The 16,136-nt window shown below is 71.6% G+C and carries 17 protein-coding genes; 12 read left to right on the top strand and 5 right to left on the bottom strand.

The window, feature by feature from the left end; all coding sequences use genetic code 11:
• Position 1: 1 nt before the first annotated feature.
• Positions 2-1,219, top strand: a complete 1,218-nt coding sequence (gene gspF / locus BpN12_RS09300) for a type II secretion system inner membrane protein GspF (protein ID WP_246792176.1) — start codon at positions 2-4, stop codon at positions 1,217-1,219.
• Positions 1,220-1,283: 64 nt separating this feature from the next.
• On the opposite strand, the gene BpN12_RS09295 is transcribed toward gspF, so the two are convergent.
• Complete coding sequence (locus BpN12_RS09295) at positions 1,284-1,742, bottom strand: general secretion pathway protein GspC (protein WP_246792174.1); 459 nt, start codon at positions 1,740-1,742, stop codon at positions 1,284-1,286.
• A gap of 75 nt (positions 1,743-1,817) precedes the next feature.
• On the opposite strand from BpN12_RS09295, the gene gspG reads away from it, so the two are divergent.
• From gspG to BpN12_RS09255, 8 genes are all read left to right on the top strand, one after another.
• On the top strand, positions 1,818-2,264 hold the full coding sequence (gene gspG, locus BpN12_RS09290) for a type II secretion system major pseudopilin GspG (protein ID WP_246792172.1): 447 nt from the start codon (positions 1,818-1,820) through the stop codon (positions 2,262-2,264).
• 190 nt (positions 2,265-2,454) lie between these two features.
• Positions 2,455-2,886, top strand: coding sequence for a GspH/FimT family pseudopilin (locus tag BpN12_RS09285; RefSeq protein WP_246794674.1), 432 nt, complete (start codon positions 2,455-2,457; stop codon positions 2,884-2,886).
• Between the two features lie 52 nt (positions 2,887-2,938).
• On the top strand, positions 2,939-4,483 hold the full coding sequence (gspL, locus tag BpN12_RS09280; protein WP_246792171.1) for a type II secretion system protein GspL: 1,545 nt from the start codon (positions 2,939-2,941) through the stop codon (positions 4,481-4,483).
• Positions 4,447-4,959: a type II secretion system protein GspM gene (gspM, locus tag BpN12_RS09275; RefSeq protein ID WP_246792170.1), complete on the top strand. Its 513-nt coding sequence runs from the start codon at positions 4,447-4,449 to the stop codon at positions 4,957-4,959. Before gspL ends, gspM begins: the two co-directional genes overlap by 37 nt.
• Before the next feature lie 167 nt (positions 4,960-5,126).
• Positions 5,127-5,879: a TonB C-terminal domain-containing protein gene (locus tag BpN12_RS09270; protein ID WP_246794673.1), complete on the top strand. Its 753-nt coding sequence runs from the start codon at positions 5,127-5,129 to the stop codon at positions 5,877-5,879.
• Between the two features lie 6 nt (positions 5,880-5,885).
• Entirely contained in the window at positions 5,886-6,434 is a 549-nt protein-coding gene (locus BpN12_RS09265) for an RNA polymerase sigma factor (RefSeq protein ID WP_246792169.1), read from the top strand.
• Between the two features lie 16 nt (positions 6,435-6,450).
• Positions 6,451-7,446: a FecR family protein gene (locus tag BpN12_RS09260; RefSeq protein ID WP_246792168.1), complete on the top strand. Its 996-nt coding sequence runs from the start codon at positions 6,451-6,453 to the stop codon at positions 7,444-7,446.
• 466 nt (positions 7,447-7,912) lie between these two features.
• Positions 7,913-8,149 (top strand): FecR/PupR family sigma factor regulator, encoded by a 237-nt coding sequence (locus BpN12_RS09255; protein WP_246792167.1) that lies wholly within the window; start codon positions 7,913-7,915, stop codon positions 8,147-8,149.
• 118 nt (positions 8,150-8,267) lie between these two features.
• On the opposite strand, the gene BpN12_RS09250 is transcribed toward BpN12_RS09255, so the two are convergent.
• Complete coding sequence (locus tag BpN12_RS09250; protein ID WP_246792166.1) at positions 8,268-8,540, bottom strand: DUF1488 family protein; 273 nt, start codon at positions 8,538-8,540, stop codon at positions 8,268-8,270.
• 267 nt (positions 8,541-8,807) lie between these two features.
• Complete coding sequence (locus BpN12_RS09245; RefSeq protein ID WP_246792165.1) at positions 8,808-9,638, bottom strand: hypothetical protein; 831 nt, start codon at positions 9,636-9,638, stop codon at positions 8,808-8,810.
• Positions 9,639-9,817: 179 nt separating this feature from the next.
• On the opposite strand from BpN12_RS09245, the gene BpN12_RS09240 reads away from it, so the two are divergent.
• On the top strand, positions 9,818-11,470 hold the full coding sequence (locus BpN12_RS09240; protein WP_246792164.1) for a type II toxin-antitoxin system Phd/YefM family antitoxin: 1,653 nt from the start codon (positions 9,818-9,820) through the stop codon (positions 11,468-11,470).
• A 197-nt stretch (positions 11,471-11,667) separates the two neighbouring features.
• On the opposite strand, the gene gspK is transcribed toward BpN12_RS09240, so the two are convergent.
• Both gspK and BpN12_RS09230 read right to left on the bottom strand, forming a co-directional pair.
• On the bottom strand, positions 11,668-12,645 hold the full coding sequence (gene gspK, locus BpN12_RS09235) for a type II secretion system minor pseudopilin GspK (protein WP_246792162.1): 978 nt from the start codon (positions 12,643-12,645) through the stop codon (positions 11,668-11,670).
• A gap of 112 nt (positions 12,646-12,757) precedes the next feature.
• A complete protein-coding gene (locus BpN12_RS09230) occupies positions 12,758-13,363 on the bottom strand; it encodes a hypothetical protein (RefSeq protein ID WP_246792160.1) in 606 nt (201 codons plus the stop codon).
• Between the two features lie 814 nt (positions 13,364-14,177).
• Between BpN12_RS09230 and BpN12_RS09225 the strand changes: the two genes are divergently transcribed.
• Positions 14,178-15,320, top strand: coding sequence for a TIGR03032 family protein (locus BpN12_RS09225; protein ID WP_246792159.1), 1,143 nt, complete (start codon positions 14,178-14,180; stop codon positions 15,318-15,320).
• Positions 15,321-15,401: 81 nt separating this feature from the next.
• Positions 15,402-16,022: an adenylyl-sulfate kinase gene (gene cysC / locus BpN12_RS09220; protein ID WP_246792157.1), complete on the top strand. Its 621-nt coding sequence runs from the start codon at positions 15,402-15,404 to the stop codon at positions 16,020-16,022.
• The last annotated feature ends 114 nt before the right edge of the window (positions 16,023-16,136 follow it).

Raw genomic sequence — 16,136 nt, 5'->3', positions numbered from 1 at the left:
CATGTCGGCATTCCGTTACGAAGCGATCGATCAGTCGGGCCGCACGCTCAAGGGCGTGCTGGAAGCGGACAGCGCGCGCGCCGGGCGCGGCCAGCTGCGCGGCCAGGGCCTCACGCCGCTGGTGGTCGAGCCGGCGGCGCAGCGCCGCGACGGCCAGCGCCGCCAGCGCCTCGCGCTGGGCCGCAAGCTCTCGCAGCGCGAACAGGCGATCCTCACGCGCCAGCTGGCGAGCCTGCTGACGGCCGGGCTGCCGCTCAGCGAATCGCTGTCGGTGCTGAGCGAGCAGGCCGAGCGCGAATACGTGCGCGAGCTGATGGCGTCGATCCGCGGCGAGGTGGTGGGCGGCCATACCTTCGCGAACGCGCTCACGCAGCATCCGGCCGATTTCCCCGAGATCTATCGCGCGCTGGTGGCGGCCGGCGAACACACCGGCAAGCTCGGCATCGTGCTGTCGCGCCTGGCCGACTACATCGAGCAGAGCAACGCGCTGAAGCAGAAGATCGTGCTGGCCTTCACCTATCCGGCGGTCGTCACGATGATCGCGTTCGGCATCGTCACGTTCCTGCTCAGCTATGTGGTGCCGCAGGTCGCGAACGTGTTCACCAGCACCAAGCAGGAGCTGCCGACGCTGACGATCGTGATGCTCGCGCTGTCGAACTTCGTGCGGCACTGGTGGTGGGCCTCGCTCGCCGCGATCGCGTTGGTGGTGTTCCTGATCGGCAAGATCCTGGCGCGGCCGAAGCCGCGGCTCGCGTTCGACGCGTGGTCGCTGGGCGCGCCGCTGCTGGGCAAGATCGTGCGCGGCTACAACACGGTGCGCTTCGCCAGCACGCTCGGCATCCTCAGCGCGGCCGGCGTGCCGATCCTGCGCGCGCTGCAGGCGGCCGGCGAGACGCTGTCGAACCGCGCGATGCGCGCCAACATCGACGACGCGATCGTGCGCGTGCGCGAGGGCAGTTCGCTGTCGCGCGCGCTGAACCACGTGAAGACGTTCCCGCCGGTGCTGATCCACCTGATCCGCTCGGGCGAGGCCACCGGCGACGTGACCACCATGCTCGACCGCGCGGCCGAAGGCGAATCGCGCGAACTCGAACGCAAGACGATGTTCCTGACGAGCCTGCTGGAGCCGCTGCTGATCCTCGCGATGGGCGGCGTGGTGCTGGTGATCGTGCTGGCGGTGATGATGCCGATCATCGAACTGAACAACATGGTGCAGTGATGCGCGGCGGGTGGGCCGAGCCGCTCGGCGGCTCGGGATGCAGTGGCGAGAGGAACCGCGGTGCTCAGCGCACGAAGGCGTTCGGGTTGGTCGCGGCGGGCAGCGTGATCTCGCGTTGCAGGCCGTCGCGGTCGATCACGATCGAGCGCGCGCGCACCTCGGCGAGCTTGCCGGCCTGGCCGAGCGCGCCGCCGATGCGCACCACGCGCGGCGGCTCGCTGCCGATCCCGACGATCGCGGCGCCGTGGCTGCCGTCGAACGACAGGATGCCGAGCAGCTGCAGCGCGCGCATCGCGTCGTCGCCGGCCTTCGAGCCGAACAGCTGCGAGCCGGCCGCGGTATCGAACGGCGCGGGCTGGGCCGGCGCGGCGGGGGCCGGCGGCTCGGGCGCGCGCAGCACGCGCGCGGACCACAGCGCGATCGCGGCGAACGCCGCGGCGGCGGCCAGCGTGGCGACGGCGGGGCCGAGCGCGGCGAGCGTGACGGGTTGTTGAGCATGACGAAGCAATTCGGCGGCTTTCATGGCGATCGTGGCAAGCGCTGGCGCGGCTGCGATTGAAGTTGAACTACCTCCATTCTTTGACACGAGAGTGAACTGATGATGACGAGATCGACCCGCAAGGCAAGACGGCAACAGCGCGGCTTCACGCTGATCGAAATCATGGTGGTGATCGCGATCCTCGGCATTCTGGCCGCGCTGATCGTCCCGAAGATCATGAGCCGCCCCGACGAGGCGCGCCGCGTGGCGGCCAAGCAGGACATCGGCTCGATCATGCAGTCGCTGAACCTCTACCGGCTCGACAACGGCCGCTATCCGACCCAGGAGCAGGGGCTCGGCGCGCTGGTGCAGCAGCCGACCGTGGACCCGGTGCCGAACAACTGGAAGGACGGCGGCTATCTGGAGCGGCTGCCGAACGACCCGTGGGGCAACGCCTATCAATATCTGACGCCGGGCACGCACGGCGCGATCGACGTGTTCAGCTACGGCGCGGACGGCAAGGCGGGCGGGGAGGGCAACGATGCCGACATCGGCTCCTGGCAGTAAGCGCATCGTCGCCGTGCCGCTGGCCATCGCAGAGTCGGCCGTGGCATCGATCACGGCATCGCCGGCCGGCGGCGCCCCGGCCGCCCCGCCGCCGGCCGGTCGCAGCCGCCAATGCCCGCTGCCCGCGCGCCGTCGCTTCCCGCGTCCGCTGCGCGTCGTGCGCCGCGAGCAGGCGTTCACGCTGATCGAGATGCTGGTGGTGCTGCTGATCGCGGGCCTGCTGATCGCGGCCGTCACGCTCGCGCCGTCGCGCAACCGCCGCACCGAACTCTCGGAGGAGGCGCAGCGGCTCGCGAGCTTGCTGGAGTCGGCCGGCGACGAGGCGCAGGTGCGCTCGCTGCCGATCGCCTGGCAGCCGGTGAACGGCGGCTATCGCTTCATGCAGCGCACCGAGAACGGCGACTGGCGCACGCTCGGCGACGACCTGTTCCGGCCGCGCCGCTGGGGCACCGAGGTGACGGGCGTGGCGATCCGCTACAGCGACGGCGGCAAGTCGCTCTCGCGCGTGGTGATCGGCGACGAGAGCATCGACTCGCCGGTCACGATCACGCTGTCGTCCGAATCGACCCGGCTCGAGGTCGTCTCGACCGGCATCGGCAATTTCATCGTGCGGCGGCCATGACGCGCCGTCCGCCCATCCTGTTCATGCATAACCGAAATTTCGGAAGCCTTCGATGTCGAGCCTGATCGTCCTGTTGCCGCCGCTCGACGCCCTCGATGCCGCGAGCTGGCGCGACGCGCCCTTGCCCTATGCGCGCTTCGACCGCCAGGGGCGCCTCGAACGCGCGGGCGTGGCCGCCGCCGGCGCCTGGCCCGCGGCCGGCGCGACGGTGCTGGTGCTGGCCGCGCGCGACACGCTGCTGCTCGACGTGACGCTGCCGCCCGTGACCGGCGCGAAACTGCGGCGCATCCTGCCGAACGCGGTCGAGGAACACCTGATCGACGATCCGCAGCGCTGCCACGTGGCGGTCGGCCCGGCCTTGGCCGGGGAGGCGCAGCGGCAGGTCGCGGTGGTCGATCGCGAGCGCTTCGGCGCGCTGCTCGACGCGTTCGCGGCGGGCGGCCATCGACGCCTGCGCGCGGTGCCGCTGATCCACTGCATGCCGCCGGGTGCGGCGGCCGAACTGGCGCCGGCACCAGCCGATGACGCGGCACGCAGCGAGCCCAGCCTGAGCGACACGGCGCCGGCCGCCCTGGATGCCGGCTCGGCACCCCCGGCGGCTTCGTCCGATGATGCAACTAACCGTCAGCCCGAAACACCTCCGCCGGTGGCCGACGTGCTGATCGTCTCGCGCGTGCCGCACCGTGGCGCGGCCGACGACGGCGAGCAGGACCCGGATGGCCCGGGCTGGCTCGACGTGGCGGTGAAGCAGGGCCGTTCGGGCTTCGGCTTCGAGACGCATGCGTCGGCGCTCGACGGCTCGATCGCGAGCCTCGCGAGCCGCCAGCCCGTCACGGTCCACGCGCTGGCCGTGACGCCGGTCGGCGAGCCGGCCGGCGCCGCCGTGGTCGCGACCGCCGCCACCACCACGGCCACCGCCGTGGCGGCCGCGGCCGTGGTGACCGTGAGCGACGCGGAAACCGAGACCGTCGTGAGTACGATGACCGCCGTTGCCGCGCCGTCCGCCAGCGCGTTCCCGCTCGCGGCCCGCACGATGTCGTGGGAGACGCTCGCGCGCGGCGCGCTCGGCTGCCCGTTCGATCTGTGCCAGTTCGAGTTCGCGCCGGGCGCGCGCGGCGGCGGCGCCTCGGCGGCCGGCCTGCGGCCGTGGCGGTTCGCGATCGGTTTCGCGGCGGCGGCGCTGGTGCTCGCGCTGGTCACCGTCAATGTCGACTGGTACCGCTTGCGCGCGCGCGAGGCCGCGCTGACCGCGCAGATGTCGGACCTGCTGCGCACCGCCTTGCCCGGCACCAGCACCGTGCTCGATCCGCCGGCCCAGCTGCATGCCGGCGTCGAGCGCCTGCGTGCCGAGGCCGGCGAGCCGCGCGCCGACGATTTCGCGGTGCTGGCCGCCGCGCTCGCGCGCGCGCTCGGCCCGGTGCCGTCCGATGCGATCGCCACGCTCGACTACCGCGACGGCGCGCTCGACCTGACGTTCAAGCCCGGCACGACGCTCGACGCCGACGGCCTGCGCCGTCGCCTGCAGGCCCAGGGCCAGTCCATCCAGGAGGACAACGCGAAATGGACCCTCGGTTCGGCGCGGCACGCGAAGCCGTAAGCACCTGGTGGGAGGCGCGCACGCCGCGCGAGCGCACGCTGCTGCTGGCGGTCGGCTCGGTGGCCGCCGTCGCCTTCATCTACTCGGCGCTCTGGGAGCCGGCCGACACCGGCCGCGCGCGCGTGGCGGCGCGGCTGCCGGCATTGCAGACGCAGCTGGCCGCGATGCGCGCCGAAGCCGACACGGCGCGCCGCCTGCGCGCGGCCACCGCGGCGCGCGCGCCGACCGGCGGCGCATTGCGCGACGCGCTGTCGGCCTCGCTCACGCAGGCGGGCCTGGCCGGTGCGCAGCTGATGGTGGCCGGCAACGCGATCCAGATCGACATCAAGGGCGTGCCGTTCGGCGCCTGGATGGACTGGCTCGAACGCACGCGCCGCGAGCAGCGCGTGCGGGTGGCCGCCGCCCACGCGAGCGCCGACGGCAAGCCCGGCATCGCGACGGTGTCGGCCACGCTGCAGCCGGCGGCGGCGCCGTAGGCATGCGGTAAATATTGCATGCGGCACGACGATTGCTTCGAAACATTGCATGGGTCACCGGACTGTCACACGGCCCAATCACAATCGGTCGTTCGATCGACGCGAGGCCGATCCGCGGTTTCGCGGCATGGCGGCGGCCGCGCCATTCCTCATCCGGCCGGGGTTTCATGACACGTTTTCGGCCGCCTGCCGGCTTGTTCGCGCTGCTTGCCTGCCTGTGGATGCTGGCATGGCCGGCGTGCCGGGCGGCGGCGCAAGCCGTGTCGGCGGCGCCCGACGCCGGGCCGCCGGCGGCCGGCACCGTGCGCTTCGACCTGCCGGCCCAGCCACTCGCCCGAGCGTTGCAGAGTTTCGCGCGCGTCACCGAACTGGTGGTGCTGGCACCGGCGCCGCTGCTGGAAGGCCGCATGAGCGCGCCGCTGGAAGGCGATTACGCGCCGCGCGACGCGCTGCGGCGCGTGCTGGTCGGAACCGGCCTGCGGGCCGATTTTACGCAGCTGGACGAAGCGATCATCGTCGCCGATCCGGCATCGAGGGGGCCGGCCGCGACGCCGACGGACAACGGATCCGACGGTGCGCTGCCGGTCGACGGCATCGAGGGATCCGGTGAGCGCCACGCGTTCGCCGGAATGCTGCAGGAACGCATGATCGAGGCGCTTTGCGCGCAGCCGGCCGCCGTGCCGGGCAGCTATCGATTCGTGGCGCAGCTACGTATAGATGAAAAGGGGGCAGTCGTGGCGGTGAACAAGGTGACATCGAGCGGTCAGGCCGTGCGAGACGCGGCGATCCTGCGTGCGCTGCGCGCGTTGCAGCTCGACACCGCGCCGCCGGCAGGCCTGCCGCAGCCGGTGACGATCCTGCTGCGCCCGACCGGCAACGGCGTCCATTTCCGCTGCCCGCCGGCGGCGGCCGGGAACTGAGCGGCCATGTCCGATACTTCCCGCGCGGGACTCAGGAAGCTCATCGCGTCGCGCTATTCGCACCTCGTGCGGCGCCTCGAGCGCGCGACCGGCTCGAAGGACAACGCCGCCGACGCGCTGCACGAGACGTGGCTGCGGCTCGAGAACGCCAACGTCTCGACCCAGATCGGCAACGCCGACGCGTATATTCTCGGCATGGCGAGCAACGTCGCGATCGACCAGCATCGCCGCGAGCGGCGCCATCTGCACGAGGACGACATCGAGGCGGTGCTCGAGCTGCCCGACGAGCTGGCCGATCCCGAGCGGATCGTGGCCGCGCGCCGCAAGGTGGACGCGCTCAAGGACGTGCTGCAGGGGCTCACGCCGCGGCGCCGCGCGATCCTGGTGGCCGCGCGCGTGGACGGCCTGCTCAACCGCGAGATCGCGGAGCAGTTCGGCATTTCGCTGCGCCTCGTCGAGAGCGAGCTGAGTGCCGCCATGAAGCATTGCCTGCAGCGCATGCAGGAAGACGACGATACGTATCCGGGTTCGCGTGGCGGACCCCGCAAATTTTGATTTGAGCAACCCGACGATGACGAAAGCCGAGCTCGACCCCGCCGACGACGCGCACGATACCGCCAGCGCGTGGCTGCTGCGGCTGCGCTCCGGCGAAGCGGGGCCGGCCGACGTCGACGCGTTCGAACGCTGGTCCGCCGAGCACCCGGGCCGCGCCGAGCGGCTGCGCGAAACCTGGAGCCTGCTGCGCACCGCGGCCGGCGAGGTAGCGCGCGACGAGCGCGCGTCCGGCGTGGCCTGGATCGGCGTCGCGAAGCGCGAGCGCGCGATGCGCACCGGGCGGCGCGCGTTCATCGGCTTCGCGGTGGCGGCGGGCGCCTCGTGGCTCGCGGTCCGGCCGCCGCTCGGGCTGTGGCCGTCGCTCGGCGACCTGGCCGCCAACTATCGCACCGGCACCGGCGAGCAGCGGCAGATCGTGCTGTCCTCGCGCGTGACGGTCGAGATGAATACCCAGACCCGGCTCGACATGATCGGCTCGCAGGATGCGCAGGGCTTCGAGCTCGTCGCCGGCGAGACCGAGATCGACGCCGCGGCGCCGGTGCCGGGCCGTGCCGATCCGGTACGGCCGGTTACCGTGGTGGCCGGGCGCGGGCGCATCGACGCCGCGGTGGCGCGCTTCAACGTGCGCCGCATGGACGGGCAGGTCTGCGTGACCTGCATGTCGGGCAGCCTCACGCTGGTCCACCCGGGCGGGCGCCGCACGCTCGGCGCGGCCGAGCAGGTGGTCTACGACGACCGGCGCGTCGATCCGGTCACGCGTGTCGACACGGGGCCGGTCACGGCCTGGCGGCGCGGCGTGCTGGTGTTCAACGACGTGCCGCTGTCCGACGTGGTCGAGCAGATCAACCGCTACCGGCCCGGCAAGGTGATCCTGCGCAACGCCTCGCTCGGCGAGAACCGCATGCAGGCGCAGTTCCCGATCGCGCGCGTCGACAGCGTGATCGACCTGCTCGGGCGCCTCTACGGCGCGCACATCACGCGGCTGCCCGGCAATATCGTACTGGTGACCTGAGGTGCCGCGCCGTCGGCGCATGCCGGTGACCTGAAGCCCCGCGCCGCCGTTGCAGCCGCCGTCAGCCCGCTTCATTCCGCATTCCCGGTCCGGATTGCCGTTCCGCCCGGTTCGCGGCATGCCGCGCCGCCAGGCGGCGCGTGCGATTGTCTGAGTCCCCGCCTCGATTCCCCCGCCCGCATCCGGCCAGCCGGCGCGCGATGCTTCGTTCTCCGTCCCGTTCCCGCTTGCCCCGACTATCCGGTTCGTCGTCGATTTTCATCGGTTTTACCGGGTTTTTCGCGCTTTCGCGCTGCGGGTTCGGACCACCTTGAAGCGACTATGTCTATGAGAGGCGCCGTCGTGCGGCCGCGGATTCGCGGCCCGGCGACGTACCGCTGCATCCGGTGCGGGAGGGGAGGCTGCGCGCGCCGGAACGACGGCGGGCGGACGAGACGGCGGACATTGAACTGCGAGGGACAGCAGGATGACGAGCGTGTCGGGGGCTGAGGGGCGGGACGGCGCGGTGCCGATGACCGAGGAGGTCATTCAGGAGGGCGCGATTCGCTGGCTGTTGTGGCTGCGCGTGGACGACGGCGCCGAGCGCGAGTTCGCCGCATGCGAGCGCTGGTGCGCGCAGAGCGTCGCGCACGCGGATGCGATGCATGACGTGCTGTGGCTGTGGGCGGCGTTGCGGATGCTCGGCGTGAACGATTTGCACTGAGCGCCCTGCACTGAGCAAGCTGCAGTGCGACGGCCGGCGCCGGCGTGGATCGGGAGAAAGGGGGAGGGGGCAACTGGCGGGCCGCCGACGCAGCGGCGGCGGCCCGCGCAGGGGGGATTCAGCGCAGATCGTCGGGCGTGAGCGTGACGCGTTCGCCATGTGGCGCGTTGGAGATGCGCTGCTCGATCGCGCGCGTCAGGCGCTGCTTGCCCAGTTCGAACGCGAGCAGCAGCTGTTGCGGGCTGGCATCGGCGGCGCCGAGGCGCTGGCGCAGCGTCTCGGCCGACAGCGCGTAGGCGGTGTAACCCCAGCCGGGCGCATAGGCGGAGAACCGGATCGAGTCGTTATCGGTAACAACCGGTGCGGTCAGGCGGAGAGAATTCGGCGTCATCGCAAGGATCCGTTCGTTGATACGGACGCGATTGTGGCATACGACATCGTACCTGCCTACCCGTCACGGAAAGAATCGTGCAGCGGCGGCCCGTTGCGGCCGGACCGGGCGAGACGAAAAAGAAAGTCTGCGGGTTAGGCGAGCCCGCAGCGACCTAGTAAACGAGGGCCGTGCAGCGGCGAACGGATGCCCGATCGAGGGCGGCAGCCGGATCGCCGCGCGTGGCAGTGGCCGACGACATCGGGGGACAACGTGACATCGATGCGGTCAGTTCGGCACCGGGCCGTCGCCGCGGGCGTGAGCGCGCGCGGCGGCCCAGGTGGCGTCGAGCGGGTCATCGACGCTGCGATACGGTTCGAGCAGAAACGGAAAACGTTCGACGAACGGAGCAGACGCCTGCAGCGCCACGATATGGTCGATCATCCAATGCAGCAAATCTCCGCCGGTGCGGACCTGCTCGGGCAGCCACTCGGGCATGGCCGCGAACAGCGCGGCGAAGGCTTGCCAGCGCGACGGGCGGTCGTTGTCGCCGGGCCGGAAGTAGGTGGCGAGGCCGACGTCGTCGTGATCGGTCAGCGCGCCCACGAACAGCCCGCGCGGGGTCGGCACGGCCAGCTGCCGCCAGTGCTCGGCGCGCGCCAGCCCGCGAATCACGCGGGCCAGCACGAACGCGATGCGCGTCTCGTGCTCGATCTCCGTCAATGCCATCGCGCCGTTGCGCTGCATGCAGCGCGCGACCGCGTGCGGCCGGATCGCGGTGGTCGCGAAACTGCGCAGCACCAGGTCGGGCACCGTCAGGTGCAGCTCGAACTCGCGCAGGCCATGTTCGGCGCTCATCGTCGCGAAATTGACGAACAGGCCCTCCCGGCCGCCGAGCGGGCCGACGTAGGGCTCGAGCCCGAGCCGCGCGAGACGCGGCGCGATCTGGCGGGACAGCAGCCGCATCAGGTTGCGGCGGCTGCGCTCGCCGGTGAAGGTGTCGAGCGCGAGCGTGATCACGTCGCTGATTTCCCAGCGCCGCGCCTCCGCGACGAGCCGCGGCGAACCACTCAGATCGAATCGTGCGCGGCCGTGGGCCACGCGGGGGTCTACGTACATGCGGGGGCCTCGTGCGCCATCGGTGTGCGGTGCCTCTCGGCGTCGCGAACCGTCGCGATGCACCCGATGCTCATGCGCCAATTGCGGCGCGTCAAGTTCGACGGCCCGCGCGCGCCGGAGGTTCCGCGCCGCGCGGCGCCCCAACCCTTCAACCCAGAGGTGACCAGGTGATACGCACGGTGTTGGAACGCTTTGTCGAGCACAGCCCGATGGCGATCATGGCGCGGCTCGTGATGCAGTGCGCAATCGACGACCAATGGCTCGAGGCCGCCGAAATCGATGACGACGCGGACCGCGAGCCGCTGCGCGAGGCGCTGATCGCCTGCGTGGCCGACGCGGTGGTGGCGATCGGCGAGGCCCTGCGCCCCGGCGCCGGCACGGGTGCCGCGACCGGCGCCGTGATGGGCGCCGGCTTCGCGCCGGCCGTGACCGCGCTGCACGACCGCATGAGCCGGCTGCGCGCCGGCTGGGGCCGCGCGCTCGTGAAGGACGGCACGGCGCTGCTGCTGCCGCTCGCCACGCGCCGCGCCAACGATTGGGCCGACGCGGCCGGCGGCCTGCGCGTGCGCGTGCTCGACGGCGGCGCGCTGCCGTCGGGGCTCGCCTGCACGCCGGGGCCGGACGGCTGCGTGGTGTTCGATCCCGACGAGACGGGCGGCATGCCGCCGGGCCTGCTGCCGGTCTACGATCCCGAGCACGGCATGGTGGTGGATCTGGTGCCCTACGAACGCGGTCGCGTCCACGAGCGCGCGTTCGTCGGTTCGCTGCTCGAATCGGTGCAGCCCGGCGAGCTGTGGGTGATCGACGGCCGCTTCAGCACCGCCGCGATCCTGGCCGGCTGGCCGCGCGGCAGCGGCGTGTTCGTGCTGCGCGAGCACGGCTGCGCGCCGGTCTGGCATCCGCACGGCGAGGCGCGCGAGATCGGCGAGTTCGACGGCGGCCGCGTGTTCGAGCAGCCGGTGGCGATGATCGGCGACGCGCAGGGCGAGGCCGCCACGGTGTTCCGCCGCGTCGAATGGCGCCCGGACGAGCCGGGCCGGGACCGCGTGGGCGTGCTGACCAACGCGCCGGCCTCGCTGATCGACGCGCTGCGCGTGATGCGCCTCGCGCGCGCGCAATGGGGCCAGACGCTGCCGCTGCGCGTCGACCCGGTGTTCGACGGCGCCCTGTATGCCGACGTGGCGGCGCGCGCGCTGCCGCTCGCGCGCGGCATCGTGGCGACCGCCTACAACGTGTTCAGCGTGATGACGAGCGCGGTGACGGGCGAACTCGCGCTCGACGCGCGCGACGCCGAGCGCCTGCCGGCGCATATCGCCGGCGGGGTGCGCGGCGCCTACATCGGCATGATGATCGCGCTGCCGCCGGCCTGGTGGCAGCGCTACGACCTGCTGTCGATCGGCACGCTCGGCACGCTGCTGCGGCTGCTCGCGCATCACGTCGATCCGCGCAGCGAGCGGCGCAAGCGCCGCGAGCACCGGCTCTCGGCCAAGTCGCAGACGCTGTTGCGCGCCGCCACGCTCGACCGGCTGCTGCACGACGACAACGACGACCTGACCTCGAACGTGTTCAGCCTGCGCACCATCGCGATGGCCACGCGCGACTTCAGCAGCAATCCGTCGAAGGCGCTGCGCCACGCCAGCGAGGCGCTCGTGATGGTGACCAAGTACAACCGTCCGATCGCGCTGCTGGTGTCGATCGAGGACTGGAACCGCCTGCTCGGCGAGGTGCGCGAGACCAGCGTGAGCCGCCTGTCGCTCGACGGCGGCGGCCCGGTGCAGCGCGTGCCGGCCGTGAGCGCCACGGTCGGCTTCGGCGAGGCGCCGCTCAACTGAGGCGAACCGGCCGCGGCGCCGCGAGGCGCGGCGGCCGGTTTCGGTCGACTTCATTAAGTTCGCTTGAGTTCGCCATCCCCGGCGGACGATTCCCACGCTTCATGCCGTCTTCCCGCGCGCCGGGCCATCATGGCCGCCGGCGCGCGAAGTCGTTTGCGGGGGTGAGGGAACGAGATTCCGTGGATGCGTCCGGCCGCTCAGGTCGTCACGCGATGGACCCAGAGCACCGAGGTCCACGAGTACTGGCCGGTGCCGTAGCGCGCGATCAGCGTGTCGATGCGCAGGTTCAGCCGCGCCGAATGGATCCGGCAGTGGGCGAGGAAAAAGGCGCTGTTGACGCCGGCCTGCGCGCCGTCCGGCAGGCTCAGCGTGCCGGTCTGGACCGGCGCCACGTAGGCCGCCACCTCGCCCGTGTTGACGAAATAGGCGGTGTTGCGGCGCTCGACGAGCCGTTGCGCCTGGCTGCGTGTCAGTCCCGGGATCGCGGCGATCAGCGCCGGCGCGGCGGCCGTGTTGACGTTCACGGTGGTCAGGTCGGGCAGCAGCGTGATGTAGGGCGCCAGCGCCTCGACCGTCTTCGCGCTGTAGCCGGGGATGCGCGTCAGGTCGTCGGCCGTGACGAGCTGCAGCGGCCAGCCGCCCGGGCCCGGCGTCGGACGCAGCGAGTTCAGCACGGCGTCGGCGGTGCGCCGTGCGAGTTCGGGATCGAGCGACAGCTCGCCGAGCAGCCGCCGGTAGGCCAGCACGCCGTCGCCGTTGATCTGCCACGGTTGGCTGGCCCCCGGCCGCGAGACCAGGTTGTAGAGGTTGAAGCGCGATTGCGCGTCCTCGATGTGGCCGGAGATCCAGGCATGCGCGAGATCGGCGTTGACGGCCAGCGCGTCGGGCGGCAGGAAGTCGGCCAGTTGCACGTCGGCCACCGGCGCCGACCAGGGCTGGCCGAGGAACGTGACGCTCGAGGTCTGCATCTGCGCGTGCAGCTGCGCGCGCGCCCATTCCACCGCCGCGCGCTCGGCCCACAACGCCTGCGTGGTGAGCCGCTGGTTCTCGACGTCGCGCGTGGCGACCTGCTCGCGCCAGACGATGCCGGCGGCGAGCGTCGCCGCGAGCGCGACGACCAGCAGCACCGTGACGATCGCGATGCCGCGCTGGCGGCCGGCGGTGGATGCCCGCATGATGGATTTCGCTCCGAGGATGCCCGTGCCGATGCGTGGGGCGGTACGCGCGACGCGGCGCCGGTGAGGCGACGGCGGCCGGGTCGTGCCGTCATCATGGCGCCGCTTCATGTCATTCGTCGAACGCGAGCCACGCATGCAGCATGCTCGCGTGCAGCGACGAGGCGATGCCGAAGCCGCCCACCAGCAGCACGATGCGCGCGGCGAACGCGATGCCGCCGGCGCCGTCCGGCGCCACGCTGAGCAGGCCGATCAGTTCCTCGCTCGAATGCGAGGCCCAGAGCAGCAGCGCGAACAGGCCGCAGGCCACGGCGAGTCCGACCACGAACAGGCTCGCGGCCACCGAGCGGCGCGCCGTGAACGGCGCCTGGTGATGCCGCTGGTTGGTGGCGACGATCGCGATGCCGTTGGCGACCGGCACGATCGCCATCGCGGCGGCCCAGAAGAACGGCTGGTCGCTGTCCGGATTGATCAGCAGCAGCGTGCCGATCGCCCAGAACGGCGGCGCCAGCAGGCTCGTCAGCAGCCACGACAGCAGTTGCCACGGCAGCCACGGCGCGCGCCAGCGCAGCGGCCGGGCGAACGGCGCGCGCGTGCCGCGGCTCGCGCGGCCGTCGCGCGCGGCGACACCCGCCGTCTGTGCGGCGGCCAGCCGGGCGGCGAGCCAGCGCCGGACTATCGTGGCGATCGACATGCTCTCACCGTTGGAGTTCTCCATTCCTCGTGAAGGCGGGGTACGCGCGCGAACGCCATGTCATTCATCAGCCGGCATTCGCCCGGTAACGTTTTCAGTACCGTTAATTGTCAAGACGGATCGGCGTGCGCGGACCCGCAAATTGTTTGCAAACGATTTCATCGCGGTGCGCCGGTTTGGCGGGGCGCATTCGCCGGCGCACGGCGACGCCGTGACGATGAGGGTGCCGGATCGGTATTCGGTTCCCGCGCGTCGCGAATTCACGCGAGGTGTCACAAAAATTGACCGGTTGTGGTCCGACGATAAGCGCGCGGTTCGCATGCGGTTCATTCGGATGCAGGCCGCACGGCGGCCGGGCGCGCGGGAGAGGGCGCGCAGGCGACGGACGGAACGGCGGCATGCGCGGTGTTCGCGCCGCGCCGGTGCGTCGCCGGGTACGCCAGGGTAGCCGGAACAGGAATACAGACGTCGGTGACGACGCGATGCGCGACCGGAGGGCCAGGCCAGGGCGATTCCCCCCGCACCGATCGCTTCATTCCCTCTCTCGACCGGATGCGCCGCCAACGCGGCGCGGCACGCGGCCGTGCGCGCGATCGGGATCCGATCGGGACTCGATCGGGACTCGATCGGCGTCCGGTGGGCGCGTGCCGCCGCGGGCATCACGAAATGACGACGACGCCTGAAAAAAAGCCTGCGGCAAATCACGCGTCGTTCCGTCTAGTAGCTGTGAGCCGCTTCGAGTCCGGCCGCGCCGATGCGGCGCGCCGGCGAAGCGCGGATCGACCGCGAGCCGGCGCATGCCATGCCGGCCGCGCGACAACGGATGGGTGGGGAGCCAGTGGAACAGATCGGTAGCGCAGCATCGTCGGCCGCGACGCAGGACGCCTCGCAGGACGAGGCGGCGCCGTACATCAACCTGCGCGATACCGGGCGTTTCGTCGAGGTGCTCTCGCGGCTCGGCTGTTCGCTCGCGATCAGCCGGCGCCCGTCGGGCGTGGCGATCCTCGGCGTCGACAACGGCGTGCCGACGCTGTCGGCCTGCCCGCTGCCGCGCTCGATGGGCATGGCGGTGTCGAACCAGCGGCTCGCCGTGGCGACGGTCAACGAGCTGATGATCTTCGCCAACGTGTCGACGCTCGCGCCGCACTATCCGCCGCGCACCGATTACTACGACGCGATGTTCGTGCCGCGCCAGACCTACTGCACGGGCGACCTCGACCTGCACGACATGGTGTTCGACAAGCAGGTGGTGCTCGCGGTCAACACGCGTTTCTCGTGCATCTGCGTGATCGACGGCTTCTTCAACTTCACGCCGATCTGGCAGCCGCCGTTCGTCACCGCGCTGCAGGCGGACGACCGCTGCCACCTGAACGGCATGGCGTTCCACGACGGCAAGGTCCGCTTCGCCACGGCGCTCGCGCAGAGCGACGCGCCGTTCGGCTGGCGCGAGCAGATGGCGCACGGCGGCATCCTGATGGAAGTGCCGTCGGGGCGCGTGCTGGCCTCGGGGCTGTCGATGCCGCATTCGCCGCGCGTGATCGGCGACCGCCTGCACGTGCTGGAAGGCGGGCGCGGGCGCGTGCTGCAGATCGATCCGGCCACCGGCGCGCAGCGCGTGCTGGCGACGCTGCCCGGGTTTACCCATGGGCTCTGCGAATACGGCGGCGTGCTGTTCGTCGGGCTGTCGCGGCTGCGCGAGCGGCGCGGGCCGCAGGGCCTGCCGATCGAGGCGCAGGCGGGCGAGCTGATGGCCGGCGTGGCGGCGCTCGACGCGGCCAGCGGCGAGGTGCTGGGCATTCTGCAGTTCTTCAACGGCGTGGACGAGGTGTTCGACGTGCAGGTGATGCCGAACGTGCGCCGCGCCGAAATCCTGAGTCCGCAGCAATGGCTCGATACACCCTCGATCGTGACGATGCACGGCGGTTTCTGGCAGCTGCGGCCGCGCGAGGACGACGAGGACGCGGCGCGCGCGGCGTCGTGAACGAAGATGGATACGAAAGTTTGCGGGTTGGCGGCCTTGGCTTCGTCTTTACCGATAAGCAGGCCAAATCGCGATGAGCCGATGGCGGGCGCGCGCACCGAAGCCGGTGCCGGGACGGCCGCGCGCGGCATCGTGATCTGGCTGACGGGCCTGTCGGGCGCGGGCAAGACCACGCTGGCGCAGGCCCTCGCCACGCGCTTGCGGCAGCTGGAGCGCTTCGCGATGGTGCTCGACGGCGACCGGATGCGCGGCAGCCTGAGCCGCGATCTCGGCTTCGGCGAGCGCGACCGCTTCGAGAACGTGCGGCGCATCGCCGAGGTGGCCGCGCTGGTCGCCGAGGCGGGCGGCGTGGCGGTGGTGGCGGCGATCTCGCCGCTCGCGGCGATGCGCGAGCAGGCACGCGCGGTGATCGGCGACGCGTATCGCGAGGTGTACGTCAACACCGCGCTCGGCGTGTGCGAGGCGCGCGACCCGAAGGGGCTGTATGCGCGGGCGCGGCGCGGCGAGCTGCCGGGATTCACGGGACTGACGGCGCCGTATGAGCCGCCGCCCGCGCCGGATCTGGTACTCGATACCTGCGCGAGCGAGCGCGACGTCTGTATCGATGCGCTGCTGCGGTTCACGCTCGAGGCCTGCGGGGTGCGGCCTCCGGGCGGCGCGCAACACGGGCTGCACGGGCAGCGGGAGCGGATGCGGGACTGAACGGATCGTGCGCCACGGGGTGCGGCACACACCGATCGATTGGGATGACTAAGTATTTGTCATCAAGCTGCAACACGGGATGGATAGCGCGGGTCGCACGAGCCCGCGCGACTG

This window comes from Burkholderia perseverans (assembly GCF_022870505.1).
GTDB classification, from domain to species: domain Bacteria; phylum Pseudomonadota; class Gammaproteobacteria; order Burkholderiales; family Burkholderiaceae; genus Burkholderia; species Burkholderia plantarii.
Note: the sequence above shows the minus strand (reverse complement) of the source record. Positions and strands in the feature narration are given on the sequence as shown.

Coding starts and splice junctions, on each gene's coding strand:
- BpN12_RS09255 (WP_246792167.1), top strand. CDS start 7,913: ATGACGAGCGTGTCGGGGGCTGAGGGGCGGGACGGCGCGGTGCCGATG.
- BpN12_RS09295 (WP_246792174.1), bottom strand. CDS start 1,742: ATGAAAGCCGCCGAATTGCTTCGTCATGCTCAACAACCCGTCACGCTC.
- gspF (WP_246792176.1), top strand. CDS start 2: ATGTCGGCATTCCGTTACGAAGCGATCGATCAGTCGGGCCGCACGCTC.
- BpN12_RS09285 (WP_246794674.1), top strand. CDS start 2,455: ATGCTGGTGGTGCTGCTGATCGCGGGCCTGCTGATCGCGGCCGTCACG.
- BpN12_RS09265 (WP_246792169.1), top strand. CDS start 5,886: ATGTCCGATACTTCCCGCGCGGGACTCAGGAAGCTCATCGCGTCGCGC.
- gspL (WP_246792171.1), top strand. CDS start 2,939: ATGTCGAGCCTGATCGTCCTGTTGCCGCCGCTCGACGCCCTCGATGCC.
- BpN12_RS09230 (WP_246792160.1), bottom strand. CDS start 13,363: ATGGAGAACTCCAACGGTGAGAGCATGTCGATCGCCACGATAGTCCGG.
- BpN12_RS09250 (WP_246792166.1), bottom strand. CDS start 8,540: ATGACGCCGAATTCTCTCCGCCTGACCGCACCGGTTGTTACCGATAAC.
- BpN12_RS09245 (WP_246792165.1), bottom strand. CDS start 9,638: ATGTACGTAGACCCCCGCGTGGCCCACGGCCGCGCACGATTCGATCTG.
- gspK (WP_246792162.1), bottom strand. CDS start 12,645: ATGCGGGCATCCACCGCCGGCCGCCAGCGCGGCATCGCGATCGTCACG.
- cysC (WP_246792157.1), top strand. CDS start 15,402: ATGGCGGGCGCGCGCACCGAAGCCGGTGCCGGGACGGCCGCGCGCGGC.
- gspG (WP_246792172.1), top strand. CDS start 1,818: ATGATGACGAGATCGACCCGCAAGGCAAGACGGCAACAGCGCGGCTTC.
- BpN12_RS09270 (WP_246794673.1), top strand. CDS start 5,127: ATGACACGTTTTCGGCCGCCTGCCGGCTTGTTCGCGCTGCTTGCCTGC.
- BpN12_RS09260 (WP_246792168.1), top strand. CDS start 6,451: ATGACGAAAGCCGAGCTCGACCCCGCCGACGACGCGCACGATACCGCC.
- gspM (WP_246792170.1), top strand. CDS start 4,447: ATGGACCCTCGGTTCGGCGCGGCACGCGAAGCCGTAAGCACCTGGTGG.